Origin of the sequence: Idiomarina sp. PL1-037, from assembly GCF_034422975.1 — a bacterium.
Classification (GTDB): Bacteria; Pseudomonadota; Gammaproteobacteria; order Enterobacterales; family Alteromonadaceae; genus Idiomarina.
In genome coordinates this window covers 539,518-565,004 of the sequence record NZ_CP139873.1, presented here as the reverse complement: position 1 = coordinate 565,004, position 25,487 = coordinate 539,518, and the positions used below count along the sequence as shown (strand labels likewise).

The 25,487-nt window shown below is 49.0% G+C and carries 27 protein-coding genes; 12 read left to right on the top strand and 15 right to left on the bottom strand.

The features are described from left to right. Positions 1 to 128 precede the first annotated feature (128 nt). The 3 genes from U0358_RS02690 to U0358_RS02680 all read right to left on the bottom strand — a co-directional run bounded on the left by U0358_RS02690 (position 129) and on the right by U0358_RS02680 (position 3,915). Positions 129 to 2,057 (bottom strand): DUF1302 domain-containing protein, encoded by a 1,929-nt coding sequence (locus U0358_RS02690; protein WP_322406926.1) that lies wholly within the window; start codon positions 2,055 to 2,057, stop codon positions 129 to 131. Between the two features lie 182 nt (positions 2,058 to 2,239). Next, positions 2,240 to 3,169, bottom strand: coding sequence for an electron transfer flavoprotein subunit alpha/FixB family protein (locus U0358_RS02685; RefSeq protein WP_322406925.1), 930 nt, complete (start codon positions 3,167 to 3,169; stop codon positions 2,240 to 2,242). Further along, positions 3,166 to 3,915 (bottom strand): electron transfer flavoprotein subunit beta/FixA family protein, encoded by a 750-nt coding sequence (locus U0358_RS02680; protein ID WP_322406924.1) that lies wholly within the window; start codon positions 3,913 to 3,915, stop codon positions 3,166 to 3,168. Before U0358_RS02680 ends, U0358_RS02685 begins: the two co-directional genes overlap by 4 nt. A 124-nt stretch (positions 3,916 to 4,039) precedes the next feature. On the opposite strand from U0358_RS02680, the gene U0358_RS02675 reads away from it, so the two are divergent. Further along, a complete protein-coding gene (locus U0358_RS02675) occupies positions 4,040 to 4,405 on the top strand; it encodes a SufE family protein (RefSeq protein WP_322406923.1) in 366 nt (121 codons plus the stop codon). 124 nt (positions 4,406 to 4,529) lie between these two features. Here U0358_RS02675 and U0358_RS02670 read toward each other — a convergent pair whose 3' ends face one another. From U0358_RS02670 to rppH, 10 genes are all read right to left on the bottom strand, one after another. After that, positions 4,530 to 4,841 (bottom strand): hypothetical protein, encoded by a 312-nt coding sequence (locus U0358_RS02670; protein WP_322406922.1) that lies wholly within the window; start codon positions 4,839 to 4,841, stop codon positions 4,530 to 4,532. Further along, complete coding sequence (locus tag U0358_RS02665) at positions 4,838 to 5,665, bottom strand: HipA domain-containing protein (RefSeq protein WP_322406921.1); 828 nt, start codon at positions 5,663 to 5,665, stop codon at positions 4,838 to 4,840. Before U0358_RS02665 ends, U0358_RS02670 begins: the two co-directional genes overlap by 4 nt. Positions 5,666 to 5,843: 178 nt before the next feature. Further along, entirely contained in the window at positions 5,844 to 6,635 is a 792-nt protein-coding gene (gene tcdA, locus U0358_RS02660; protein ID WP_322406920.1) for a tRNA cyclic N6-threonylcarbamoyladenosine(37) synthase TcdA, read from the bottom strand. Next, the gene (locus U0358_RS02655; protein WP_322406919.1) at positions 6,628 to 7,047 is read right to left on the bottom strand and encodes a PAS domain-containing protein; all 420 of its coding nucleotides are present in this window, start codon (positions 7,045 to 7,047) and stop codon (positions 6,628 to 6,630) included. The genes tcdA and U0358_RS02655 overlap by 8 nt, the downstream gene beginning before the upstream one ends. Next, on the bottom strand, positions 7,044 to 8,066 hold the full coding sequence (locus U0358_RS02650; RefSeq protein ID WP_317497926.1) for a response regulator: 1,023 nt from the start codon (positions 8,064 to 8,066) through the stop codon (positions 7,044 to 7,046). The genes U0358_RS02655 and U0358_RS02650 overlap by 4 nt, the downstream gene beginning before the upstream one ends. A gap of 114 nt (positions 8,067 to 8,180) precedes the next feature. Then, the gene (locus U0358_RS02645; RefSeq protein ID WP_322406918.1) at positions 8,181 to 9,032 is read right to left on the bottom strand and encodes a thymidylate synthase; all 852 of its coding nucleotides are present in this window, start codon (positions 9,030 to 9,032) and stop codon (positions 8,181 to 8,183) included. A gap of 70 nt (positions 9,033 to 9,102) precedes the next feature. Continuing rightward, positions 9,103 to 9,903, bottom strand: a complete 801-nt coding sequence (lgt, locus tag U0358_RS02640; RefSeq protein WP_322406917.1) for a prolipoprotein diacylglyceryl transferase — start codon at positions 9,901 to 9,903, stop codon at positions 9,103 to 9,105. Between the two features lie 23 nt (positions 9,904 to 9,926). Further along, on the bottom strand, positions 9,927 to 10,718 hold the full coding sequence (locus tag U0358_RS02635; RefSeq protein WP_322406916.1) for a sulfite exporter TauE/SafE family protein: 792 nt from the start codon (positions 10,716 to 10,718) through the stop codon (positions 9,927 to 9,929). 2 nt (positions 10,719 to 10,720) lie between these two features. Next, positions 10,721 to 12,991: a phosphoenolpyruvate--protein phosphotransferase gene (gene ptsP, locus U0358_RS02630; RefSeq protein WP_322407454.1), complete on the bottom strand. Its 2,271-nt coding sequence runs from the start codon at positions 12,989 to 12,991 to the stop codon at positions 10,721 to 10,723. Positions 12,992 to 12,996: 5 nt separating this feature from the next. Continuing rightward, complete coding sequence (rppH, locus tag U0358_RS02625) at positions 12,997 to 13,509, bottom strand: RNA pyrophosphohydrolase (RefSeq protein WP_011233763.1); 513 nt, start codon at positions 13,507 to 13,509, stop codon at positions 12,997 to 12,999. 94 nt (positions 13,510 to 13,603) lie between these two features. Between rppH and mutH the strand changes: the two genes are divergently transcribed. Continuing rightward, positions 13,604 to 14,278 (top strand): DNA mismatch repair endonuclease MutH, encoded by a 675-nt coding sequence (mutH, locus tag U0358_RS02620; protein ID WP_322406915.1) that lies wholly within the window; start codon positions 13,604 to 13,606, stop codon positions 14,276 to 14,278. Between the two features lie 75 nt (positions 14,279 to 14,353). Further along, a complete protein-coding gene (locus U0358_RS02615) occupies positions 14,354 to 15,016 on the top strand; it encodes a DUF2982 domain-containing protein (protein ID WP_322406913.1) in 663 nt (220 codons plus the stop codon). 48 nt (positions 15,017 to 15,064) lie between these two features. Here the strand turns inward: U0358_RS02615 and U0358_RS02610 are convergent, their stop codons facing one another. Continuing rightward, positions 15,065 to 15,745: an EAL domain-containing protein gene (locus U0358_RS02610; protein ID WP_322406912.1), complete on the bottom strand. Its 681-nt coding sequence runs from the start codon at positions 15,743 to 15,745 to the stop codon at positions 15,065 to 15,067. 208 nt (positions 15,746 to 15,953) lie between these two features. On the opposite strand from U0358_RS02610, the gene U0358_RS02605 reads away from it, so the two are divergent. The 8 genes from U0358_RS02605 to arcA all read left to right on the top strand — a co-directional run bounded on the left by U0358_RS02605 (position 15,954) and on the right by arcA (position 23,993). Beyond that, complete coding sequence (locus tag U0358_RS02605; RefSeq protein WP_322406910.1) at positions 15,954 to 16,376, top strand: ATP-dependent zinc protease family protein; 423 nt, start codon at positions 15,954 to 15,956, stop codon at positions 16,374 to 16,376. After that, positions 16,373 to 17,278, top strand: coding sequence for a 30S ribosomal protein S6--L-glutamate ligase (gene rimK / locus U0358_RS02600; protein WP_322406909.1), 906 nt, complete (start codon positions 16,373 to 16,375; stop codon positions 17,276 to 17,278). The genes U0358_RS02605 and rimK overlap by 4 nt, the downstream gene beginning before the upstream one ends. A gap of 1 nt (position 17,279) precedes the next feature. Next, on the top strand, positions 17,280 to 18,317 hold the full coding sequence (locus U0358_RS02595) for a succinylglutamate desuccinylase/aspartoacylase family protein (protein ID WP_322406908.1): 1,038 nt from the start codon (positions 17,280 to 17,282) through the stop codon (positions 18,315 to 18,317). Then, on the top strand, positions 18,292 to 18,648 hold the full coding sequence (locus tag U0358_RS02590) for an Hpt domain-containing protein (RefSeq protein ID WP_322406907.1): 357 nt from the start codon (positions 18,292 to 18,294) through the stop codon (positions 18,646 to 18,648). The genes U0358_RS02595 and U0358_RS02590 overlap by 26 nt, the downstream gene beginning before the upstream one ends. 78 nt (positions 18,649 to 18,726) lie before the next feature. Beyond that, on the top strand, positions 18,727 to 20,433 hold the full coding sequence (locus tag U0358_RS02585) for a flagellar assembly protein A (RefSeq protein WP_322406906.1): 1,707 nt from the start codon (positions 18,727 to 18,729) through the stop codon (positions 20,431 to 20,433). 16 nt (positions 20,434 to 20,449) lie between these two features. Continuing rightward, positions 20,450 to 21,454: a class I SAM-dependent methyltransferase gene (locus U0358_RS02580; RefSeq protein ID WP_322406905.1), complete on the top strand. Its 1,005-nt coding sequence runs from the start codon at positions 20,450 to 20,452 to the stop codon at positions 21,452 to 21,454. A 96-nt stretch (positions 21,455 to 21,550) separates the two neighbouring features. Further along, positions 21,551 to 23,170, top strand: coding sequence for an ATP-binding protein (locus tag U0358_RS02575; RefSeq protein WP_317497912.1), 1,620 nt, complete (start codon positions 21,551 to 21,553; stop codon positions 23,168 to 23,170). 100 nt (positions 23,171 to 23,270) lie between these two features. Further along, positions 23,271 to 23,993 (top strand): two-component system response regulator ArcA, encoded by a 723-nt coding sequence (arcA, locus tag U0358_RS02570; RefSeq protein ID WP_317497911.1) that lies wholly within the window; start codon positions 23,271 to 23,273, stop codon positions 23,991 to 23,993. Here arcA and U0358_RS02565 read toward each other — a convergent pair. Next, positions 23,987 to 24,337, bottom strand: a complete 351-nt coding sequence (locus U0358_RS02565; protein ID WP_317497910.1) for an Hpt domain-containing protein — start codon at positions 24,335 to 24,337, stop codon at positions 23,987 to 23,989. The genes arcA and U0358_RS02565 overlap by 7 nt on opposite strands. 199 nt (positions 24,338 to 24,536) lie before the next feature. Between U0358_RS02565 and folE2 the strand changes: the two genes are divergently transcribed. Continuing rightward, positions 24,537 to 25,463 (top strand): GTP cyclohydrolase FolE2, encoded by a 927-nt coding sequence (gene folE2, locus U0358_RS02560; protein WP_317497909.1) that lies wholly within the window; start codon positions 24,537 to 24,539, stop codon positions 25,461 to 25,463. The last annotated feature ends 24 nt before the right edge of the window (positions 25,464 to 25,487 follow it).

Here is a 25,487-nt window from a genome sequence, read left to right as displayed (position 1 = left end):
CTGACGCATGGAGCCTGACATTTATGTCAGGTGAGATATTGTTCCTGACATAAATGTCAGACTACAAAAACTAAAAAACCGCCTCAGTAGAGACGGTTTTATCGTAATTCACACCTTGAATCAATGTACTAGAACGCGTACGAGAAGCTAACTGACGCATAATCGCGGTCGGACAGCGGATCCAGTTCTTCGTCAGAGTACATGGTGTAGCCTAAGCTGACTTTGTACGTTGACAGATAATCTGCAACCAAATTCAGACCCAAAGACTTCCGACCTTCAATGAAATTACTGTTTGTCGAGTAACCATTCACATCATGATTAAACTGAATAGTCGGGTTCAGACCCCAGCCCTGCCATACGTTTGAGTACTCAAACTGGAAGCGGGTGCGGTAGCCCCAGGACGTTGACGTTGCAAAACCTTCGCAGTTGCCCACCCGGCTTTGCAGAAAACCAGCAAGTTTTCCCTCACCAGCTTGCTCAGCCGCACCAATTAACGGGTTCATGTCAGTTTGAGTTAAGCACTTACCGTATAACGGCAAGCGTCCGTAGCGCTGTTCCTGAAGCCCCGGCAGGTCGTGTACGCTGTTCATGGCCAGTTCGCCCACGAAAGTCATGCGGTCAGAACCCCACAGACGGTCAACGAAACGCACAAAACTCACCTGAGCCTGGCTAACATCTAAGCGGTCATAGCCATGTGCAACTTCTTCACCGCCTATGGCCACGTTATTAAAGCGGTCAGAGAACGTACTTGGCACGTTAGGTCGCAGACCCGTGGTGAGCAGTTCAGTGGTATTAATTTGCACCGGCACACCGTCGCGGTAGCTGTATTCACCCGCGATGGTCCACAAACCAATGTTTGAACTGAAGCTCAAGCCATAAACACTGGTGTCTTCAGGGTATTCAAGTACTAACCGTGGACCATCAATTGGATAGCCGTTGCTATCAGGTGAGGACCAGGTAAAACCAAGGTTTAATGGTGATACACCCTCTTCACTCGGACGTGGATCCACTGCCCAGTTATAAGCCGAAATAATAGGCGTGTTGTTATGCAGGTTCAGGTAATAAACACCAAACTCTGTGTCTAAGTCCATTGAGTAGTAACGCAGGTTTGCACCCCACTGACCACTGTCTGAGGCTTCTAAAACAGGATTGCTACCAATATAAGCGCCAGCTTGTACCGACTCAAAGTCGCTTAGGTAACTGTCAGGATCTCCCGGAATACCCTCGACTGGGTCGCCTGGAATCAATTGAGGGTTAAGCGTCACTTTACCACAACCGGGGCCACCGATAATATCAACGCTTGAGAAGTAAGTACCGCAGCCATCCAGCTTGGTGTTGTCCCACTCGTACTGGTAAAAAGCTTCTAAGTTCAGCGTATTGGTTAAACCAATGCTGGTGCTGAACATACCAACCGGCAGCAAAGCTTCTTTAACTTCAGCGCCCGGGCGGCGTGATGCGTTCACGTCTAACGGGTTAATGTCATTAATGCCGTTGAAAACAAAGGTACTTTCGCCCCAGCTTAATACCTGACGCCCCAAACGTACGTTAGTTGGCATGCCGCCTAATTCAAAGTTGGCATAAACGAACGCATCGAGTAATTCGACACCTTTGCCCTGCGAGTAATTGTCAAAGATATCGTCGTTTAACTTGGTGTCAGGGTAGTAATTATTACCGGCATGGCCATGCGGCATGTTTTCTTCCGAAACCACATAGTCGTACCAATAGTTGAAACGAATAAAGGCACCGTGGTCGCCACCATCAATGCTTAAATCGTGTACGCCTTTAAAAACCGATGACACTAAGTCACCTTTATCGAAGTTCAGGTTGCCGTCGTCGCCGACACTGGAGCCCGCCGTGCCTCCGGCCATGTTACCCGGGTGTACAAGGTTGCTCGCCTGATCTTCCATACGCCACGAGGCGCCGTAAGACAGAATAGAATCGAATTTAATTTCATAATCGCCGACTTCGAAGTCAGCTGCCTGGCTTGGTACTGCGAAGCTCAGTGCAATGGCCGTAGCCAGAGGAAGTTTTTTTAGCATAGTTGTTCTTCTTTTCATTGTGAGCCACCTAATCTTTTTAACTTGTTTGGCGGTTATGTCTGAATCATGTCCGATGAGTTAAAAATATGCAAGTATATGAACACGAAAATATAACAAGTTGTCAGAAAAAGTGCGGGGAAATGTCGCTACTGACGGCTAAAACTGCGCGCCAGCAGCGATTTTTAACAGCTAAATAGAAGTTAAATTTTACTGTTTAATTCCGGTAGTACGTCGAACAAGTCGGCGACTAATCCGTAGTCTGCTACCTGGAAGATAGGCGCTTCTTCGTCTTTGTTGATAGCAACAATGACTTTAGAGTCCTTCATACCGGCTAAGTGCTGTATAGCACCACTAATGCCAACCGCAATATAAAGCTGCGGCGCAACAATTTTACCGGTTTGACCAACCTGCATGTCGTTTGGCACAAAACCCGCGTCTACCGCAGCGCGTGATGCACCCACTGCAGCGCCTAGTTTGTCGGCTACGTCTTCCAGCAGGTGGAAGTTTTCGCCGTTCTGCATACCACGACCACCAGAAATAACGATTTCTGCCGATGTCAGGTCAGGACGCTCAGACTCTGCCAGCTGCTCGCCGACAAATTCCGATTTGTCGTTGTTAAAGACCGAGTCGATGTTTTCAACGTCGCCGCTACCGCCTTCTTCTGCGACAGCATCGAACGCCGTTGCACGAACAGTAATGACTTTTATGTTGTCTTCTGACTGCACAGTGGCAATGGCGTTACCGGCATAGATAGGACGCTTAAAGGTGTCTTCGCTTTCTACCGAGATAATGTCAGAAACCTGTGCTACGTCTAGTAGTGCAGCAACGCGCGGCATGAAGTTTTTGCCGGTGGTTGTGGCCGGCGCCAGAATGTGGCTGTAGTTTTTGCCTAAATCGGCAACCAGTTCGCTGATGTTTTCAGCTAATTGATGCTCGTAAGCTTCATTGTCGGCCAGCATGACTTTTTTCACGCCGTCGGCTTTTGCTGCGTTCTCAGCAACGGTTGAGCACCCTTTACCGGCAACCAGCACCTCGATGTCGCCACCGATTTTCTGTGCAGCGGCTAACGTTTTCAGGGTTGATGGATCAACCGCGTTATTGTCGTGTTCTGCTACCACTAAGATGCTCATAATACTTTCGCCTCGTTTTTCAGTTTGTCGACCAGCTCATCTACGTCAGCTACTTTCACACCGGCACTACGTTCAGCAGGCGTTTCAACTTTCAGCAGCTTAATAGTGCGCTTAACTTCCACACCCAGCTCGTCCGGGCTTGTGGTTTCCAGCGGCTTACGCTTAGCTTTCATAATGTTTGGCAACGACGCGTAACGCGGCTCGTTCAGGCGCAGGTCGGTAGTGACAACCGCCGGAAGATTCAACTTAACCGTTTGCAAGCCGCCGTCGATTTCCCGAGTGACATTAACAAAACCGTCGCCTACTTCCACTTTAGACGCGAAAGTACCCTGTGGCATACCGGTTAAGGCGCCCAGCATTTGGCCAGTTTGGTTGTTGTCTGAGTCGATAGACTGTTTGCCCAGAATGACCATGTCAGGGCTTTCTTTCTCTACGACGCCTTTTAAGATTTTGGCAGCAGATAAAGAGTCTGGCATGTCGTCGGTTTCAACCTGAATGGCACGGTCAGCGCCTAATGCTAAGGCGGTGCGAAGCTGCTCCTGCACCGCTTTAGGGCCAATAGAAACAACAACCACTTCGTCTGCAGTGCCCGCTTCTTTCAGGCGCACGGCTTCTTCTACCGCAATTTCACAGAATGGGTTAAGTGCCATTTTGACGTTTGCCAAATCGACATCGGACTGATCTGGTTTAACACGCACCTTGACGTTGTAGTCAATGACGCGCTTAACCGCGACAAGTATCTTCATGTTGCCTTCCTTTTTCTGGAATGTTCTGAATGTTGGTTTTTATTATGTTGCCATTATCCTAGACTGGCGTCGATCTCACAAGTTATGGGAGAATAAAACTCTATTTCCGTAAGGGAGAGTTTACATGGCCAGCTGGGAGCAGCTTTTTCGTCACTTAGTTCAACAAGCCAAAAGTCTACCAGAATATCCGCAGGAATGTCGTGATGACGATCATCTGGTGGGTGGCTGCGAGGCTAAAGTATGGCTGTGGCTGGATACTTCTGACCCGCAAGCGGTCGTTATTCGCTTTGATTCTGAGTCACGCATTGTGCGCGGCTTACTGGCGCTGCTACAGCAGCGGCTGGATGGCTGCTCAGTAGCGGAAATAGCGGCCTTTGATATTGACGCCTTTTACCGCGCCGAAGGCCTCGACAACGCCCTAAGCCCTTCGCGCAGCAACGGCCTGTACCAGGTAGCCAAAACCTTGAAGTTGCGGGTTATTGAGGCGTGAGAGAGCGCTGAGGTTATAGTAACTACTGCGGAGGACGCCCGTGAATACATCCCTGTAGGGCTTGGGCAGCGCCATCCTTGGCGCTGCACACCTCCGCAGTAGCTCCCATAACCGTCGGGCGCGCTCACGATACCTTCAATGTACGGCGCTTTAACCGAGCGGATCCCGGAACCAGGCCAACTTTTAGTCCAAAAGGCTTAAACAGTCTATTAATGACATCACTAGAATAATTACCCAAGTCATTTTCCACTTCCGAAACGGTCTTTCGGGAAGTTCTTGTGAGCTTGGCATAGTCGCTTTGATTCATTGCAGTAATTTTTTTTCTAAACTCCTGCAACGCTTGTCCCTGGCTTATTTCACCCTGTAATAGCTGTAGCGCAATGCGCTCAATAAGAGCTTCTCGCTCTTCGCCGCTAAGCCGGTTATTTTTGCTCATAGCAGCCCCCAGCGTTTCAGTTTTTCTGGAATATTTGCCAGTCCGACTTTGGGCATGGTCATAATACTGTCTGGAACGCCCCGCTTTCTTAATCTGCTTTCCAAGCCAATAAGTTGCTCAGCCGTCGTATTCAGGTCACTGAGCAATTGTTCAGGTTTTATTAAGTCAGAAAGCTCCTCGCAGATGGCGCTAAAGTTATATTCGCCGCCGCTTTCCATTGGCTCTCCCCAAACGGTCGATCTTGGTACACCTTCGGGGTCTGCTCGCATTGGAGCAAAATCATAAATTGGAGTGAGCTTTATGCCGCTTTCATCTCTGAAAAATGCCGTGTTGCGACCGTGATTATCCGAGTTACCAAAAGCGATATTCAATAGATCCCGCCGTACCCATTCGGTTACGAACGCCTCTACATTAAAATAAGCTCCCTGCTCTTTCACCATGTATGAGTTTTCAATTTTGCTGACTAACTCACGTATTACATCGGCATGACGAAGACGTACACCGGGCGCTCGCTTTAATATTGAATAGACAGACTCCATAGCCTTACGAGTAACGACGCCATTAACAGCTTCAACGTCGAAACGAGGAAGCCAAAGTGACGGAAAGTTATCTCCTTCTTCAAGCCTCATCTGTTCGGTTGCTATGGTGCTAACTCCTATTTCCTCGAGCTCGCAATAAAAGTGATATTCCGCGCGCAGGATATCGCAGTCAATTTGCTTTCGTTGACCCCGGGGAAATTTCACCAGATAAAATGCGTCCTGAGTATTGGTTCCGTCTTGAAACGTATCTATCCAAACTTCGTCATTATTATTGCATCGCAGCAACAGTTTTGGCGCTTCCCCGCCCGGCTCGTTCAGTAAAAGTTAACATGGCTATGTCCTGCCATTGGCTTTGCAAATAAGCCTGTATCGTCAGACTATTCATGAAGCACCTGAAGTTGAGTGATATTACACTCAAAATAGACAAATAAATCTATTTTTGCAACCTATACCACGCAAAAGGTTATTTTTTGGATGTCAACCGCTTCAATAACGTAGCAGTAGCTTGCATGGCGAAGCTGCAGGTGACCACCATGGCGGCACCGAAGCCGGAGCTGCAGTCCATGCGCATGGTGCCGGAGCCGGGTTTTTGCAGTGTGACTTCACCTTCTTGCTCACCGGAAATTATTGGATAGCGCAGTTGCTCTTCGGAATAGACACAGTCGACGCCCCATTTACGTTTGGGGTTCTTGGAGAAGCCGTAGTCGCGGCGCAGTTGTGAGCGTACTTTGGCCAGTAACGGGTCTTGTTTGGCTTTGGCTAAATCACCGACACGGATCATGCCAGGGTCTATCTGCCCACCGGCGCCGCCACACACTACTAAGCGTAGCTTGCGGCGTTTACACCAGGCCACCAGCGCCGCTTTGGTGTTAACGCTGTCTATGGCATCGAGCACGGCATCGGCGCCGGTCAAGTATTCTTCAAAGTTTTCCGGCAACAAGAAGTCATCAATAACCTTTACTTCGCAGTTGGGGTTAATGCTTTTCACTCGCTGTGCCAGTACTTCTGTTTTGAGTTGCCCAACAGTGTCATCGGTAGCCGGCAACTGACGATTAATATTGGTGGTGCAGACATCGTCTAAGTCAATGAGTGTGAGCTTGCCAATGCCGGTGCGCGCCAGTGCTTCCACCGCCCAGGAACCAACGCCGCCAAGCCCGGCGACCACAATGTGTAACTGCTGAAAATGCGTTAACGACGCTTGCCCGTATACACGGCTTACGCCGCCAAAACGCTGATCAGGTACTGCTTCACTCATGGCTGGGTTGTTCACTCACATCGTAAATAATAATGCCCACCTGGTGCACTTCACCACGCGGGTTCTTAAGCGGAATTAACGTGACGTTTTGATACATCCATTCACTTTGGCCGCTAATTGGCCGGCTGTGACGAAAACGAAACACATAAGGGCGCTGCTGCCAGGTAATAAATACCCGCGAACTTAACTCTCGCACCCGGTCAATTTTACGCTGAAACCAGACCTTTTCGATACCCGGACAGCAATGAAATAAATTTTTATCGCGCACTTCACTCGGACGCAGGCCGCTGTGGTTCTGCATAAACTCGTTCCACATCTGAATGTTATTGTCGTTATCAATAACCACAATACCAACATCAATAGCGCCCAAAATGCTCAGCTTGCTGTGCAGTTCGTCCATATCGTCTATCATTCGTCGTCTCCCTGAAGCCAATGAGCCAACTGCTGGTCAAGAATTTTCACCGCGTCGGCAGGGAATAACAGCAGTAAATCGAAGGCCAGTTTGTGTTCCGGCAACTGATAACCAATTTCTATTGCAAGAATTTTCTGCCAGCGATGTTCGCCGTGCTTAATCAATTCCTGCATTGACTGATGTTCGCCTAGGAGCACCGGCTGCGAAGCCGCAAATTCCACATGCAACTGCTGGCCTAAGCCGTTTAAACACGCCGAGGACAAAATGGACGCGACATCCATTAACGATTCGATGCGTTGTTGCTTAATTGAGCCACTCTCGCCAAACTTAGCCCCCAACAGCTTGCCAATATCGTCAATAGAGGCCTCATTGAACAAGGTTAGTGCTTCGCCCAGTATACCGCTGCCGGAAAACCCCTGACTTACCGCCGCGACCTGCTTGTTTGTGTCGATAGACTCTATTGCCATGTGCAGTTCAGACGGAGCAATGAAATTGACGTTAGGCACAGGCAGTTCAATAAAAGTATCCAGCACCCGGGCTAAATGGTCACCGGCTTGTCCCATAGCAACGTTCGATACTTCACGGTACACATCCAATGGATTCGCCGGAGCCTGTGATGTTTCATCGGCCAGTTTCAGCTGACCGGCGGCCGGTTGGTACAAACCAAACTGCTGCAACAGAGTTTGTATGTCCTCTGGCTTCATCGGTTTTTTCACAAAAGCCATAGCGCCCAGAGCCTGAACGCGCTTTTGAGCCTCGGGCTGAATGTCGCCGGACACGACAATAACCAGAGTTTCTAATTGCTCTTCTTTTATTGCCTGAAGGGTTTCATAACCGTCTTTTACCGGCATGTTTAAGTCCAGAAACAGTACTTCAGCACGGCCTTCGCGCACGCACGTCAGCGCCTGCTCGCCATGCTCCGCCTGGTGAACCTCAGCATCCCAGTCATCTGGCAGCGTACGCAGTAGCTGCTTACGCGCCATTTTGGAATCATCGCACAGAGTGACTTTTAAGGTCATAGTTCAAGGCTCCCGACCATTGGTGAATGCTTTTATTCTAGCGCAGGCCACAATCTGACGCGAATGCACCAGTTGTTATATTGCTTCGTGAAGTAGCCTGACCTTAGCGTCAGACTACACGGCGAATGGGTATTTAATGGGTTCGTGGCACTGGTAACCGCTGACGGTGAAATCGTCTTTGCTGACCCAGGTTTCAATGTCTTCCAGAGATTTAATGTCTGGGTTTATGTGAAGCTGAGGCGATGGAAAAGGTTCGCGTTTCAGTTGAACATCACGCATTAACTCTAACTGGTTTTCGTAAATGTGAGCGTTCACTATCTTGTGGTAGGCCTTGCCTGGCTTGTGACCGGTAATTTGTGCCACCAAAGCTAAAAGAACAAAGCACTGAATTTGATTAAAATTAAGCCCCAAAGGTACGTCACAGCTGCGTTGGTACGACGTCAGATACAACGTGTCACCTAACAGCGAAAAGTTGTGGGTATGCATGCACGGACGCAAACAACCCAGTTCAAGTTCGCCTGGGTTATAGAAGGTCACGATTTCTCCACGGTCATCAATGCCTTTCGACAGGTTATTAATAACCTTTTTCAACTGATCTAAGTGGTTTCCATCCGGCTTTTGCCATGAACGCCCCTGCACGCCGTAAACGCGTCCCATGTCGTCTTCGCCTTTGCGATTCGGGTTATTCAACCATGCCTGGTTTTCGTTGGCATTGGCGTCCCAGGTTTTGCAGCCAATATCACGGAATTGGGCGGCGCTGTCGTAGCCTCGCAAGTACCCTAGAAGCTCAGCAATAGCCGACTTGTAATAGCTTCTCCGAGTGGTAATTAGCGGGAATTGGTTGTTGGCAACGTCGTATTCTAAATCAGCGTTTATGACCGTCAGGCAGTTAATGCCTGTACGTTCATTGTTAACCCAGACCCCTTCGTCGACAATGCGTTGGCACAGTTGTAAATATTGTTTCATTTTTTATGCAGAATCATCTCGTGCGTAATGTTTTATATCGTACCTGATGCTGTAGCCTGATGCTATTGCATCAGACCGTAGGCGATTGTTTCTTGGCGCGCACCATCAGAATGATACCCAGAATGATCATTGGCAGGGTCAGCCATTGCCCCATGGACATACCCAGAGACAGCAGGCCTAAGTGCGCATCGGGTTCGCGGAAAAACTCTACTATGAAACGAGCCACGCCGTAACCTAACAGGAACAGTCCACTAACCGCACCAACGCCACGGGGTTTGCGCTGGAACCACAAAATAACGGCAAACAGCAATAAGCCTTCAAGCAAAGCTTCGTAAAGCTGCGATGGATGCCGCGGCACTGGCCCACCGCTGGGAAAGTATATAGCCCACGGCACTTCTGCCGCACGCCCCCAAAGCTCGCCGTTAATAAAGTTACCAATGCGTCCAAAAAATAGTCCCATAGGCACCAACGGCGCAACAAAGTCGCCTACCTGCAAAAACGAGCGCTGTTTTTTGCGGGCATACAGGTACATAGCCGCAATAACACCCAGCAAGCCACCGTGGAACGACATACCGCCTTCGTGAATGTAAAACAGGTACAACGGGTTATCGATAAAGTAGTCAAAGTGATAGAACAAGGTATAACCAATACGGCCACCCAGAATAACGCCAATAAAGCCCCAGAACATCAGGTCGCTGAACTCTTCTTTGCTCCAGTTGGGGTCTGTTTTGGTCTGACGCATACCCCAAAAATAAGCGAAGGCAAAAGCCGCTATATAGGCAAGGCCATACCAGCGAATGTCCAAAGGTCCCCAAATATGAAAAAGAACAGGATCAATGGCGGGAAATTGCCAATAGTCATTAGACGGCACTGCTTGTACTCCCTGCTTTATGGTTAATTAAAAATAAGTTGTATAGCGACCAGAATTAAAAACGCCGCAAAAACGCGCTGTAACTGTTTCACTGGTAATTTGTGCGCCAGTTTAGCACCCAGTGGGGCGAATAACACCGACGCAACGGAAATCCCCACCCAGGCGGGCACGTGAATTAAACCTAGAGCGCCGGTTTCCCTACCCGACAACCAGCCATTTAAAATAAACATCACGACCGAGCTGCAACCGATAACAAAGCTGCCGAGCGAGGAAATAGCAATAGCCTGGCGTACCGGCAACCGCATGCGACTTAAAAACGGCACAGTCAGCGCACCGCCGCCAATACCAACCAGCCCAGAAATAGTACCAATAATGTAACTGCCCAGCGCCACTAACCGTTTGGACACCGACGTTAATGGCTCACCGGTTTTCTGCGGCAACGCCATACGAAACGCGAGTGCTATTAGCACCACGGAGAAAATGATTTTTAACCAGTCAGGGTCAACGACAGTCACCAAAAAAGCGCCCGTCATTGCACCAACAGACAAGCCCGGCAACACTCGAATGAGCCAGAACTTTTCCATCAAACCATGCTTCGCGTGCGCGCGCGAGGCACTGGCGGTTGTCATACAAATAGTGGCCAAGCTGGTGGCGATAGCGCTGGGCACAACCAACTCCGGCGGCACGCCAATAATAGGCAGTAAATAAATGAGCAGCGGCACAATAACCAGACCGCCGCCAATACCCAGCAGGCCGGCTAATAAACCCGCTACGGCTCCGCCCCCAATACACCAAATCCAGGTGGTGAGTAACATGCTTATTTCCCTGCTCTGACAAAACCACCGAGTCCGATGCTTTCCAGCTTCTCGGCAATCATTTTGCGAATTTGACCGGGGTTACGTGCCTGCAATGCCTTAGCCAGCATCACGTTCAGCGTGCTGGAGCGAACATTACGCAGTATCCAGCGCACCCGGTCGACGTTGTAGCTGTTCATGCTGAGCTGCCGATACCCCATGGCAACCAATAATAGAGCACCGCCCGGGTCACCAGCCAACTCACCACAGACACTAACGGGTTTGCCAATTTCTTCACAGCGCCGGGCAATTTCATCCAGACTGGCTAATACTGCAGGGTGATAGGCGTCGTAAAGGCTCGCAACCCGGCGGTTATTTCTGTCCACCGCCAGTAAATACTGCGTGAGATCGTTACTGCCAACCGAGAAAAAGTCGACTTTATTCGCCATAGCCGACAACTGATAAATGGCGGCAGGCACTTCAATCATAACCCCCAGTTGCGGCTGAAACAGGTTAACACCCACTTCGCAGCCTTGCTCTTCGGCCACCTCAAAATACGCTTGTTTAATAAGCCGCGACGCTTCGTCTACCTCGCTGGTACTGGTTATCATCGGTAGTAAAATACGTAAATTGCTCTTGCCAATACTGGCCCGCAGCATTGCACGAATTTGAACGAGAAAAATCTCGGGATGGTCCAGTGTTAACCGTATGCCGCGCCAGCCTAAGAATGGGTTATCTTCTTTTAGAGGAAAGTACGGCAGTGGTTTATCACCACCCACGTCCAGGGTCCGCATAACGACTGGCTGATCAGGGAATTGCTCCAGCACCTCCTGATACATTTCGGTTTGTTCGTCTTCGGTGGGCAGCTGGTCGCGCATCATAAATGGAATTTCAGAGCGGTACAGGCCCACGCCATCTATGTTCAGCGTTTTCAGATAGTCGTGCGTAACGTCCAGCCCGAGATTCAGATGCAGACTGACGCGCTGACCGTCTTGCGTTTCTGCCGGCAAATGACTGTGCTCAGTAACAATGTCGCGCAGCTCTTGTTCTTCTTCAGCTAACTGATGAAACTGAGTTAATACCTGCGGTGGCGGATCAACATAAATCTCACCAGTGTAACCATCCACAGCCAGCAACCGGTCCGAGAAGAAATGCAGTTCAATGTCGTCGACACCCAGTACCGCCGGAATGTTCATGCTGCGCGCCATTATGGCGGCATGCGAGTTACTGGAGCCGTTTAAAGAAATAATACCGGCAATTTGTTCGTGTGGCAGCTCAGCCAACATTGAAGCAGTGACTTCGTCGGCGATAAGAATAAAATTGTCTGGCAACGGCTTGCGTTTGCGCTGACGGTTTTGTAAGTGCAAGAGCACCCGTTGGCCTATGTCACGCACATCGGTGGCGCGTTCCTGCAAATAAGAGTCTTCCAGAGCCTCGAACTGAGCAACAAACTGCTCGACCACATATTTCAACGCGGTCTGGACAGCCCACCCCTCTCGTATCGTATTTTCTACAGCATCCCCCATGCTGGCCGCGTCCAGCATGCCCTGATACACCTCAAATATGGCCAACGTGTCGTCAGGAACCTGACCTGCCATACGTCTGGACAGTTCTTTTAAGTCGGCACGGGTACGTGCAACTGCCTGACGGAACTTGCGAATTTCGTGAATGGGTTTGTCAGAGCGCCGCGGAGTCACCTCATCTATACGCGCCTCTGGTCGAGACACATAAGCCTCTCCCACGGCCACACCCGGCGAGCCAGGCAGACCTCTTAAGCTGTGTATCCAGGGTGAGTGCTCACTGACCAGTAAGCCTTTAGCATCGGCATGCGCTATAACTGCCGCCAGCTGCGCTGCCAGGGTGACAATAAAAGCTTCTTCTTCACGACTAAAACTGCGCGCCACACTTTGATGCACCACCACAATGCCCAGCACTTTACGGCGGTGAATAATAGGTGCGGCTAATAAGCCCTTATAAATATTCTCGTTGGTGTCGCTGAGCTTTTTGTTGGCGGGATGCATACTGGCATCGGCAATGTTTAACGGCTCTTCTCGTTGTGCCGCTAGACTGATAATGCCTTCGCCAAAGTCGACCCGAACGGGGTTGCCGTCCTCGGCGCGGAGGCCGTCGCTGGCCGCCATAACAAACTGACGCTGGTCGTTGTCGGCCAAAAATACACTGCAACTGTCGGTTTCTAAGGCTTCGCGCACCTGACTCACCATGGTAGTTAATGCCATGTTGAAATCAGGCGCTTTATTGACGCCCTGGACTATCCTTTGCAGTGTAACCAACATCATTTTTAACGTTTGCGCCTGTGCTGACGCCCTCCCGAAGCTCGAAATGGCATCGCCTGAGTGGCAAACTCTTTCATCACCCGACGGTAAACATCGCGCTTGAAGGATACGACCTGCCGTACCGGGTACCAATAACTGACCCAGCGCCAGCCATCAAATTCAGGGTGGCCTGAATGTAAAACATCTACGTCTTCTTCACGGCATTTTAGCCGTAACAAAAACCACTTTTGCTTTTGTCCAACACACATGGGCCGTTGTTCACGTCGAATTAAGCGCTTTGGCAAGCGATAACGCAACCATTGACGGCTGGTGTACAGAATTTCAACCTGCTCTGGCTTTAACCCGACCTCTTCGTAGAGTTCGCGGTACATTGCCTGTTCAGGGGTCTCGCCTTCGTGAATTCCTCCTTGCGGAAACTGCCAGCTTTGCTGGTTAATTCGACGAGCCCAAAATACCTGCCCATGCCCGTTACAGATGACGATTCCTACGTTTGCCCGGAACCCTTCTGCATCTATCACGCGAGCATCCTCAATTATTCTCTGTTACAGTGGATTCTTCCATAAAGCCCGGTTGCGGGCAAATGCTGATTCACTATTTACGAAGATTTAAGTCATGACCGACAAGCCACAACGCCCTCAGTCCATAGATGAATTGTTTCAGCGCGCAGCGGCTTTAGCCGGCCGCTCTTTTGCAGACTTGGCCGCCGAAAGCGGGTTGCCAGTACCTAAAGACCTGCGCCGTGACAAAGGCTGGGTGGGCCAGCTGCTGGAGCTGCAACTGGGCGCCACCGCAGGTTCTAAACCCACGCAGGACTTCCCTGAACTGGGTGTTGAACTCAAAACTCTGCCGGTAACGCCCGAAGGTGAGCCGCTGGAAACCACGTTTGTCTGTACCGCGCCTTTAGTGAATATTCGGGGAGTCCAATGGGACACTTCTAACGTACGAAATAAATTACAACAGGTATTGTGGTTGCCTATTGATGGTCGCCGCGAAGTGGCGTTGGCGGATCGCGTGGTTGGCAGTGCCTTTTTATGGATACCCAGCGAGCGGGAAGAAGCCTTGCTGCGCACCGACTGGGAAGAGCACATGGATCGTATTGCGCTGGGTCAGGTAGAAAGCATCACCGCTCGCCAGGGCGAAGCCATGCAAATTCGGCCCAAAGCCGCAGACGGCTCGGCACTAACAGAAGCAATTGGTCCGGAGGGTACTATTATTGAAGTACGCCCACGAGGCTTTTATCTTAAGAAAGATTTCACCCGGCAGATATTGCAACGGATGTTTGCGTAATGTTTGTAGTCTGACGTTTACGTCAGGAGCTGTGTCTCACCTGACATAAATGTCAGACAACGTCTAGGAGGAACTATGCAATTTAATGTCAGCCCTCAAGCTAAACGCAACGCGTTAACCTTTTGCGGGTTGGCGGTATTGTTGTTTGCGCTACTGGTTTTTCTTCATCTGGTGCGGGATGATATTCCAGTTGGGCTTTCTGTGTTGCTCGGCGCAACCTCCGGCATATTTTTGTTGTTAGGCGTTGGTAAAGTGATCGAGCCTCCGGTGTCACTGGTGATCACCGAAGAAGGTATTCGTTATTTGCACCGCCGTGGACAATGGCAGATTCACTGGGAGAATATTATTCGTTACGACGTTCCCCGCGTGAACCGGGTGCTGGAACTTGAAGACGCCCCCTTTCTGGGGTTTCGGTTGTACCGAGTTGAAGAAGTACTGGATGATATTTCTCCCCGGCTGGCTTCTGCTCTTTTGTTCGAACAACGCCAACTGCTGACGATGGCGTTAAGGCACCAGGCGCCGGAGCGTGAAGACTATACGCCGTACTTTGATATTCCGGACAGTTACATCAGCCCCAACGGCACGGTTTACAAGGGGCTAATTGGCGTGTTTGGTAAGCGCATGGAACAAATGCGGGAGCTGCTTGGTTATGATCTGTACGTAAGTGCCAACGCGCTGGACCGCGATATTTACGACTTTAAAGCCCATTTACAGAAGTTGCAGACATCGCGTGCGTAGCCAGACGTTTACGTCTGGAGCGATACCTCACCTGACATAAATGTCAGGTTACGGGAAGTTAATGTCCTGGAAGGCTTCCACCATGGGCTTTTGGAAAAAGTAGCCTTGCATTAGGGTGATGCCGGTATCGCGCAGGTACTTGTATTCTTCCTCGGTTTCAATACCTTCGGCTATAAGCTGAATACCCAGCTCTTCACCAATTTGCTGAATGGATCGAACCAGAGTTTGCTTCACCTTATTCTGGTTAACATCACGAACGAGCTTCATGTCAATTTTCAAAATATCCGGCTGAAAGTCAGCCAATAGATTGAGCCCGGCGTAACCGGAGCCAAAGTCGTCAATAGCGGTTCTGAAGCCTTCTTTACGATAAGCTTCGAACACATCTACCAGAAACTCCTGGCTTACAACCTGTTCCTGCTCAGTCACTTCAAAAATAATTTTATTGCGGTCGAAACCCGTTTTGCGGGCGGTCGCTAAGGTCATTTCCAAGCAAGTTTCGGGATCGTAAATAGCATTAGGCATAAAGTTGATACTTAAATTACCCGGTAACTGAATACGAGAGGCTGTCTCTATAGCTTTAACCCGGCAAGTTTGATCAAACGTGTACTTGTTGTCCTCAGTTACCTGTCCCAATATTCGTCCGGCGCCCTCGCCGTTTTCTCCGCGAACCAGAGCCTCGTGTGCAAATACACTTTTCCTGGAAATATCGACGATGGGCTGAAAGGCCATTTTTATGCCAAAATCCCAAAGGTTTTCGACAATCGCAAGATGAGCAAACAGACATAGGCTATCCTTAAGTTGAGTCTTATTGCTAAGTATCTTACTAAACCTAGCAGTTTTCAAAAAAAACGTAAAAATTAGAAGTGTCGATCAATAAAAATTGCGTTTTACCAAAAACACTGTATTAAACATCTGAAATTTATAACAAGGTAGTGCAATGACAACAATTGGCTGGCAAGAGTGGGGAGCGCTCCCTGAACTCAATATTAACCAAATTCATATGAAAGTCGATACTGGCGCGAAAACCTCGTGTTTGCACGCGTTCAAACTTGAACCTTTTGAACGCGAAGGACAAGAATGGCTGCGTATTTTTGTTCACCCAGAGCAAAACTCTTTACACGAGCACGTTTGCGAAGCGCCGGTATTTGATAAACGTGAAGTGACCGATTCAGGCGGTCATACCGAAATCCGTTACGTGATCCGAACCCGGTTACAACTGGGTACGGTTGACCAGACGGTTGAACTGACATTAACTAACAGAGACACGATGAAGTTCCGTATGCTATTAGGCCGACAAGCCATGCGCGGACACTTTACCGTGGACCCACAAGCCTCTCACTTATTAGGAGAAGAGCAATGAGAATTGCGATTTTATCGCGTAACGCCTCGCTTTATTCAACCCGTCGTTTAGTAGAAGCGGCTGAAAAGCTTGGCCATGAGGTTGATGTACTGAACCCACTTAGATGTTATATGAACATCAATGCGCGTGAGTCATCCATCCATAAGCATGGCAAGGAACTGCCTCACTACGACTGCGTTATTCCACGAATTGGTGCCTCAGTGACCTTTTATGGCACCGCTGTTTTGCGCCAGTTTGAAATGGTAGGCAGCTACCCGTTAAATGAGTCGGTTGCTATTTCCCGTAGCCGTGACAAGTTGCGTTCATTGCAACTGCTTTCGCGAAAAGGCATCGGTCTGCCGACAACCGGTTTCGCCAGTCAGCCGCAGGACATTCCTGACCTAATTGATATGGTTGGCGGCGCACCGCTGGTCATTAAGTTGCTGGAAGGTACTCAGGGTATTGGTGTGGTATTAGCCGAAACCCGTCAGGCCGCTGAAAGTGTTATTGAAGCCTTTATGGGTCTGCACTCCAACTTTATGGTGCAGGAATACATTAAGGAAGCCGGTGGCGCGGACATTCGCTGCCTGGTGATTGGCGACAAAGTCATTGCTGCCATGAAACGTCAGGCAAAAGCTGGTGAGTTTCGCTCCAACCTTCATCGTGGTGGCAGCGCGTCGTTAGTTAAGCTCACCCCGGCAGAGCGCGCGACGGCAGTGAAAGCAGCTAAAACCATGGGCTTGAACGTGGCCGGTGTAGACATTTTACGGTCTAACCATGGTCCTTTGGTTATGGAAGTTAACTCATCGCCCGGGCTGGAAGGAATTGAGCAAGCAACCGATAAAGACGTTGCCTCGCAAATTATTACCTTTCTTGAGAAAAACGCCAAAGCGCATAAAACCCGCACCAAAGGGCAGGGATAAAATGAACGGTTTTGAACTGGCAGGACAATGGGTAGAACCCGGGTCGCATCAGCATATTACTCTGCCTGCGTTGCGGCTGTATAACGACGCACCGCTGGACTTACGCATCGATGTGTTTCATGGCACCAAGCCCGGCCCCGTGTTGCTGGTTTGCGCCGCCATTCATGGTGATGAGCTAAACGGCATTGAAGTTTGCCGTCGTTTAATTAATACCACCGACGCCCGCACGCTGAGCGGCACGTTAGTTGTGGTTCCTATAGTGAACTTGTTTGGTTTTATTCAGCAGTCTCGCTACTTGCCTGACCGGCGTGACTTAAACCGCTGTTTTCCCGGCTCTGAACGTGGTGCTCTGGGCAGTCGCATGGCGTACTTGTTCAGTGAGGAGCTGGTCAAGAAGTCGACCCATATTGTCGACTTACATACAGGGGCAATTCACCGCAGTAACCTGCCGCAAATTCGGGTGGACGTTGAAAACGAAGACGCTCTGGCAATGGCGAAGGCCTTCAGCACACCCGTTATTCTGCATTCGAAAGAGCGCGACGGCTCGCTAAGAGCATTAGCCAACGAACTGGGTATTCCCTTAATTTTGTACGAGGCCGGTGAAGCACTGCGTTTTGACGAAGCATCGATAAGTGCCGGCGTTATTGGCGTACAGAATGTCATGAAACACTTAAAAATGATGAAAGGCCGACGCCGTGGCCGTCGTATCACCCCCGTCCTTGCCCGCCGCTCTACTTGGGTTCGGGCAGAACGGGATGGCCTTATTATTCGCAAAGTTGAGCTGGGGCAAACCATTCAGAAGCAACAAGTATTAGCCTTGAGCGTTAACCCACACGGTGGTGACGGTGATGCGATTGAATCTCCGGTGCGAGGCATTATTATAGGCTGTAGCAATATACCGGTGGCTAACGAAGGCGAAGCGTTATTCAATGTTGCTCAGTTTGACAAAGACGCCATGTCGGACGCTACCGAAAGTGTCGATTCATTTACGGAGGTTTACGAGAACAAGCCTTATGAGCAGTCATTCAGCACCGATTGATTTTAGTCGCGGTCTGCGCCATTGTGATAACCAGCACGGCCTGTATCGGGAAGTGCTGAACTGTTATCTGGAACAGTTTGCTCCTTTGCTGAATACAGAGGACTTGTTAAGAAATGTGGAGACTGCGCACTTACAGTTACATACGTTAAAAAGTTTAAGTGCTACTATTGGCGCGGCTGACTTGAGCCTTTTGGCTGCACAACTTTTCAAAGACTGGCAGCATAAGACGCAAAAGCAGCGGACTGAAGCCGTTACACAAGTTAACCTTGAATTAGCTGAAGTGAACAAAAAAATAGCAAGCTACTGTAATGAAGTTATCCCGGACGATTAAAGTTGATACAAAAAAGGGTAAACATTCGTTAAAATAGCCCGATAAAAATTATAATAACCGTTAGAGTACAGGCGTCCTATGTCCAGTCCGGTCACTTTCCGGGTTTCTGAAAGAGAGGTTTACATCAGCATTGACGCTGGCACCCCTCCTTCAGAGGTCAAAGTAGATAAACTTCAGAGAGCGTGGCAGGCCTCTAAGTTTTCGACTGCAAAATTACTTGATCCACAAATGCTGCTGCAAACTGCAACAAAGTACGCTCAGCATTACAGTAAAGACTCGACCAGCAGCATTCCCTTTCAAGTCGCTATTGCGGAGATTTTTGACGCTGATTTAACTTTACAGATAAGCGACGATGATATGACAGTCACTGCAAGCGGCATTGTCGGTTATGGCGGTGACGCACTGACGCAGGAATCTATCATTGCCAAGCTGAAGGAAAAGAAAATCACCTCCGGCATTCAGCGTAAGGCTATAGATGCCCTGGTTCAGCACACAAATGAAGCTCCTCCGGGTGCTGAGCTGTCGGTTACTGTAGCAAAAGGTAAACACCCTATTAATGGCAGCAATGCCAAATTTAAACCCCTGACAGACGATGCCCGAAAGCGCGTGCTGCGCCCTCAGTTGCGCGAAGACGGTACGGCAGACATGCGCGATTTAGGTGCTGAAGTCACGGTTGATCCTGACCACCCCCTACTGCAGAAGATACCTCCGAGCAAAGGTCGTGCTGGCTTTACTGTTTTTGGACAAGAGCTGGAAGCCAGAGACGGCGAAGACAGGGACTTTAAACCCGGTGACGGGACACATATCAGTGATACCGATGCCAATTTAATTGTTGCAGACCGGACCGGCATGCCCAGCTTTAACGAAAATAGCGTGCAGGTTGATGATGTTATGCAGCTAAGCAACGTCGATGTATCAACTGGTCACGTTAAGTTTAAGGGCAGCGTGATTGTCACCGGCAATGTCAGTGAGGGCATGAAAATCACCTGCACAGGCGACATTACGGTTGGAGGCTATGTTGACTCTGCCGAGCTGCGCGCCGACGGCAATATCACTGTGCGTAAAGGCTGTATTGGTCACCTGATTCAGTCAGGTGACAACGCCGGGCAGGACGAAGATGACGATGAATGGATACCCGATGTTTCCACCAAGCTTATTGCCGGAGGCTCCATCTGGTGTGCCTATGCCCAATATTCCTATTTTGAAGCGCAAACCGGAGTCAATACCGACAAACAGCTAACCCATTGCCATGTTATAACGAAGGGCCCCTTGGCCATTGGTGGTGAAGGCCGTAATGCCCGCGGCAAACTTATTGGTGGTACGATTGAAACCTGTGATCACATCTATTGTGGACAGCTTGGCGCTCCGGCTGGCACTAAAACCCGTATTTACTGGTCACTACCGCCTGCTGACCCTCAGTCGCTTGAGCACTTAAACAGTATGCGGACGCTGCTGGCAAAAACCCTGGCTCGGGTAAAAGTGGTGCAGCAAGGGCTAAACCGTTGCGACAAACTGGAAGATGGTGTGAAAAAACTGGAGTACCAGAAAAAGCTCAAAATTGAGTTACGCAAACTTAAGGTGCGCATTATTAACACCCGAACCAGTATAGACTCAGTACTGGAAGCTTTCGAACACCACCCGGTTTTGCGCGCTATGGTCAGCAAAGAAGTCTTCCCTGGTATTTTGTTTATCTTTAAAGAGAAAAGTCTGCGCATAAAAGAACGTCGAAATGGTACAATGTTCTTACTTCAGGACAAACAATTACGAGTAGACAGCTTACTCTAAGCCGTTAAATATCACTATGTCAGCTGCAATTTTATCCATGCTTGGACGTCAGTCCGGGCAACCCTGGGCTCATGGCTCATTACTGGTTATTCATCCGGGTGGTGGCGAGTTGGCTGCTTTACCGAATGCCTCAGCCTGGAGCTTTCACGCAGGTCACGCGGCCTGCTGGGAAGCGGCCGGGCGTCCGGTTTTTTGTCAAATTCAGCCACCGGACTTTAGTCATTACGACGGTATTTTATTTCTGGTAGCGAAGGAAAAAGAGCTGAACCAGTATTTACTGGAACAGTTAGCGTCATTGCCAGCCGGAACTCCAGTATGGTTTGCCGGTGAAAAACGCTCCGGCATTCAACCTTTAATGAAGCACTTGCCTGACTGGTTACAGCCAGCACAGAAACTGGCATCGGCAAACCATTGCCTGCTGTTTGCCAGTGAACGCAATGAGCAGGCTCATGAAAGCGCCTCGATTAAAGACTACGCCAAAACCATTCGTTTTGAGTTAGGTCAGCAACAAGAATCCTTTGTTACCTTGCCGGGCGTATTCAGCCGTGAGCATATTGATCCGGCAACCTTACTGTTACTGCAACATATTAACGATCTGCCTCAAGGTCGGGGCATGGACTTTGCCTGCGGCGCGGGAGTTATTGCTAAGCAGCTAGCGTCGGTGGCCACTGAACTTATGGCCTGTGATGTGAGCCCCATTGCCATTGCCGCCAGTGAGATAACACTCGCCGATGAACCAGTAAAAACCGAGTTGCGTTTAGCCGACGGCATACCGGACAATGCCGGACAGTTTGATTTCATTGTCAGTAACCCTCCGTTTCATACGGGTCAGAGAACCGACTATGAAATTGCCCGTGAATTCATTGGCAATGCTCGTCAACATCTTAATAAAAAAGGTGTTTTTAGAGTCGTCGCGAACCGCTTTCTGCCCTGGCCAGAGGTCATTGAATCGGTGTTTGGCAACTGCAGTATTATAGCCGATGATGGTCGTTATCGTGTTTACCATGCAACTTGTCGATAAATAAGCCGTTTTTTTGTTTAATCAATGCCCTTTTTATTAACGATTTGCTAACATTAGTAAGCATATAATTTTTTCAGAAACTGAGCCGTAGACTGAATGCATACCATTTCACTGAAGCGCATATTGATTTATATCGTGTTGTTGGTCACCAGCTTCGCGCTTCTCGTTGGTTTTACGGTTAATATTGTAAGTCAGGTTGCACAATATCAGGAATCATTGCATGAGCAGGCCTTGTCTTATTCCCGCATTGTGGCCGGCAACGCTGCCAGCAGCTTGGTTTTTAATGACAATGCGAACGAAAAACAACGGCTGAGTTCATTAGAAAACACCTCTTTTATTCAGCATGTTCATGTCTACAAAATGGATGAAACCAGTAACGAACTGACTTTTTTCTCAAGTTACAATAAAAAAGGCCTGCCCCCTATTCCGGCGCGGTTCGCTAAACTGGATAAGCTGACAACACCGCAAACTAACGATGATTACATTGAAGTTTCTCAGCCTGTGGTGCTGGACGACGAAGTCATAGGTTACGTGTATTTGCGCGGTTCACTGGAACAGGCCCGCTTATTTATGTGGCGCTCAATTGGTATTGCCAGTGTGGTTTTTGTACTGACTTTGTTACTTTGCTGGCTCATTACTTTGCGTTTGCGAAAAACCATTGTGACACCACTCGATGGAGTGGTAGACGTTATATCTCAGGTTGCCCGTGACAAGAATTATTCACTGCGTCTGGCACCATCAAAGTTGGTTGAGTTTGATATGATGGCACACGCTTTCAACACTATGCTCGACCGCGTGCAGCAACACATAAGTCGCCAGCGCCGGGCTGAAGAAGAAGCCAGTCAGTTAAATACCGAACTGGAACGTCAAGTTACCCAGCGCACTCAGGCACTAAAAGAATCCAACGGTGAGCTACTTAAAACTCTGGAACAATTACACCAGTATCAGGGACAACTGGTTGAGTCGGAAAAAATGGCGTCGCTGGGGGACATGGTTGCCGGGATTGCCCACGAAGTTAATACACCAATAGGCCTGTCAGTTACCGCTTCCACTTTGCTGCAGGACAAATTAACGATAATGCAGGAGAAATTTGACGAGAAACGAATTTCAACCTCAGAGTTTGAACGCTTTTTAAGTGACTGCGACGAAAACCTGCAAATTATTTACCGTAATTTGGGTCGGGCGGCGGATCTGGTGACCAGCTTCAAGCAAGTGGCAGTCGATCAGTCATCAGAAATTGATCGGGATATTCATATTCCGTCCTTCATGAACGATGTTCTTATTTCAGTTAAGCCCAGACGCCTGGACCCTGAGAAATTTCCTATTCGTATTTCATGCCCTGAAGGGCTGACTGTGCGCGCTAAAGCCGGGCCGTTAAATCAGGTATTGATTAACCTTATTGTCAATTCGATGCTTCATGCTTTTGACGGGTACAGCAACGGCCAGGTTAATATTAGTTTCACTATGCTGGGTGATGACAAGCTGGAAATGATTTATACCGACAATGGTAAAGGTGTTCCCAGTGACATTAACCGCAAAATATTTGATCCTTTTGTGACCACTAAACGAGGTTCCGGTGGCAGTGGGCTGGGTCTCCATTTGGTCTATAATTTAGTGACTCAGGTACTGGGTGGTAATATTCACTTCTTTAGTGAAGAAAAGAACGGTGTGGAGTTTATTGTCCGTTTTCCTGTCACTTTGGTCGGCAATGCTTGAAAAATCTCAAACAAAAGTCATAATATAACGTCATAACTTTTATAAATATAAGTTCAACACCGCACGAACAGCGACGAACTTTCCGGGAAAATCAACGCTTATGAATGCCAGAATACTGATTGTTGAAGACGAAGTTGTTACGCGCCAGACCCTCACACGTCTATTCCAACAAGAAGGCTACGAAGTTTTTGATGCTGCTGATGGCCTGCAAATGGAGAACATCATGCGTCAGGAGCGTGTTGATGTCGTCATTATGGACGTCAATTTGCCAGGTAAAAATGGTCTGGAACTTGCTGAGTCATTACGCGAAAGGGACAACATAGGGTTAATTTTCTTAACGGGTCGTGATAGCGAAGATGACCGCCTTTTAGCATTGGAGTTAGGGGCTGACGACTATCTTATCAAACCTTATAACCCAAAAGAGCTGACCATTCGCGTGCGCAACCTGTGCCGTCGCATTGAAGCCTCGCGTTCAGGCAGTCCGGTTGAAAACAACAGTGTTGAATTCCAGTTCCATGGCTGGCGTTTGAACAGTGACAGTCGCTGTCTGTACTCACCGGAAAATCAAATGTTCCGTTTACCGAAAAGTGAGTATCGTGCGCTGGAGTTATTTCTGTCTAACCCGGGCCGTATCCTTGACCGTGAAACACTGGTTAAACGTATGCTGGATCGCGAGCTTCGCCCGAATGACCGTACTGTAGACGTTGCTATTCGTCGTATTCGTCGGCATTTCGAGTCTCACCCCGAAACGCCGAACTTAATAACCACCATTCATGGTGAAGGCTATCGCTTTATCGGCGAGGTTGATCAGCAAGCTCAGTGATGATCAGCTAACCAGGCATCAATTTGGCGTCGATGCGGGATGACCGCATCGGCCCATTCAATTAATAAACGTTCGGCTACCGGCCATTCCCAGTCTTCTTTCTCAATCTTTTCCATTAACTTAGATAACTCAGTTAAACCGACTGAACCGCAAGCCCCTTTCACCTTATGTGCCTGTTTGCGCAGCTCGTCTTCGTTCCGATTTTTCGCAGCCTGATGCAATAATTGCGCATAGCTTTGAATAATACCGTCAAAAGTCGCCAGCGTTGAATTCACGCCTTCAATACCTAAGGTATCGACGTATTGTTGTAATAGCTCAGTATCTATCGCCGATTTTTCTGCCATCTTTTAATGCTCCACCAATCCAAAACTCTATCGTCGGCGTATTCTTGTTTTGAGTCAACCACTGTGCAGACAGAACCGATTAGGGCAATCGGTGTCACCTGGTGAAATTCTGCGATATAATGCCCACCTTTAGACTGAGCCTCATTGATCAAGATCAAGCAGGCCGGACAATATTCACGACACTTGGAGTTCACAACGAATGCCAACAGTTATGCCCGACGTAGCCAACCAAACGCAGGCCCAGACAGAGGGAGCTCTCGATTGGGTTGGCATGAGCAACATTGAAGTTCCATTGATGGTATCGGCAGCCGGCGTACCAGAACGCCCGGTAGCGGCTAAAGTCGAAGCTTTCGTCAATCTGAAAAACCCGAAAACCAAGGGTATCCACATGTCTCGCTTGTATCTATTGCTGGACAAGCTGTCGACCGAAGGTGAGCTCAGTCACGATACTTTAAAGCAACTGCTGAATGACTTTATTGAAAGTCATAAAGACATCAGTGACCAAGCCTTTATCAAGTTTGATTTTGACTATCACCTGCGCCGCAAATCGTTGATTAGCAAAAAACAGGGCTGGAAAGCTTACCCAGTGAGTTTAACCGGTCGCTACGATGCCGGTCAGTTAAAGCTGGAATTGTCTGTTGATGTGCCTTACTCATCAACTTGCCCTTGCTCTGCGGCTTTAGCGCGTCAGTTAATTCAGGATGCCTTTAGTGAGAAATTTGCCGGTCAGGAGCAGGTGGACGCCAGTGTCATGCACGAGTGGTTAGGCTCTACCGAAGGTATTGTTGCCACACCACACAGCCAGCGCTCAATTGCTGAAGTAAAAGTCGCCCTAAGTGACAGTGTTAATGACTTTCCGATTGTAGAACTCATTGATGCCATTGAAGCGGCTCTTAAAACACCAGTACAAGCCGCCGTTAAACGTGAGGACGAACAAGAGTTCGCACGACTAAATGGACAAAACCTGATGTTCTGTGAGGACGCATCGCGCCGTTTACAACACCAGTTAAACCAAATGCCAAACTTCCGTGATTTCTGGTTGCGGGTAAATCACTATGAGTCGCTGCATGCGCACGACGCGGTGAGTGTCACGACCAAAGGTGTTCCCGGCGGTTACTCAGCCTAATCGGGTTAAATAAATTCCATAAGC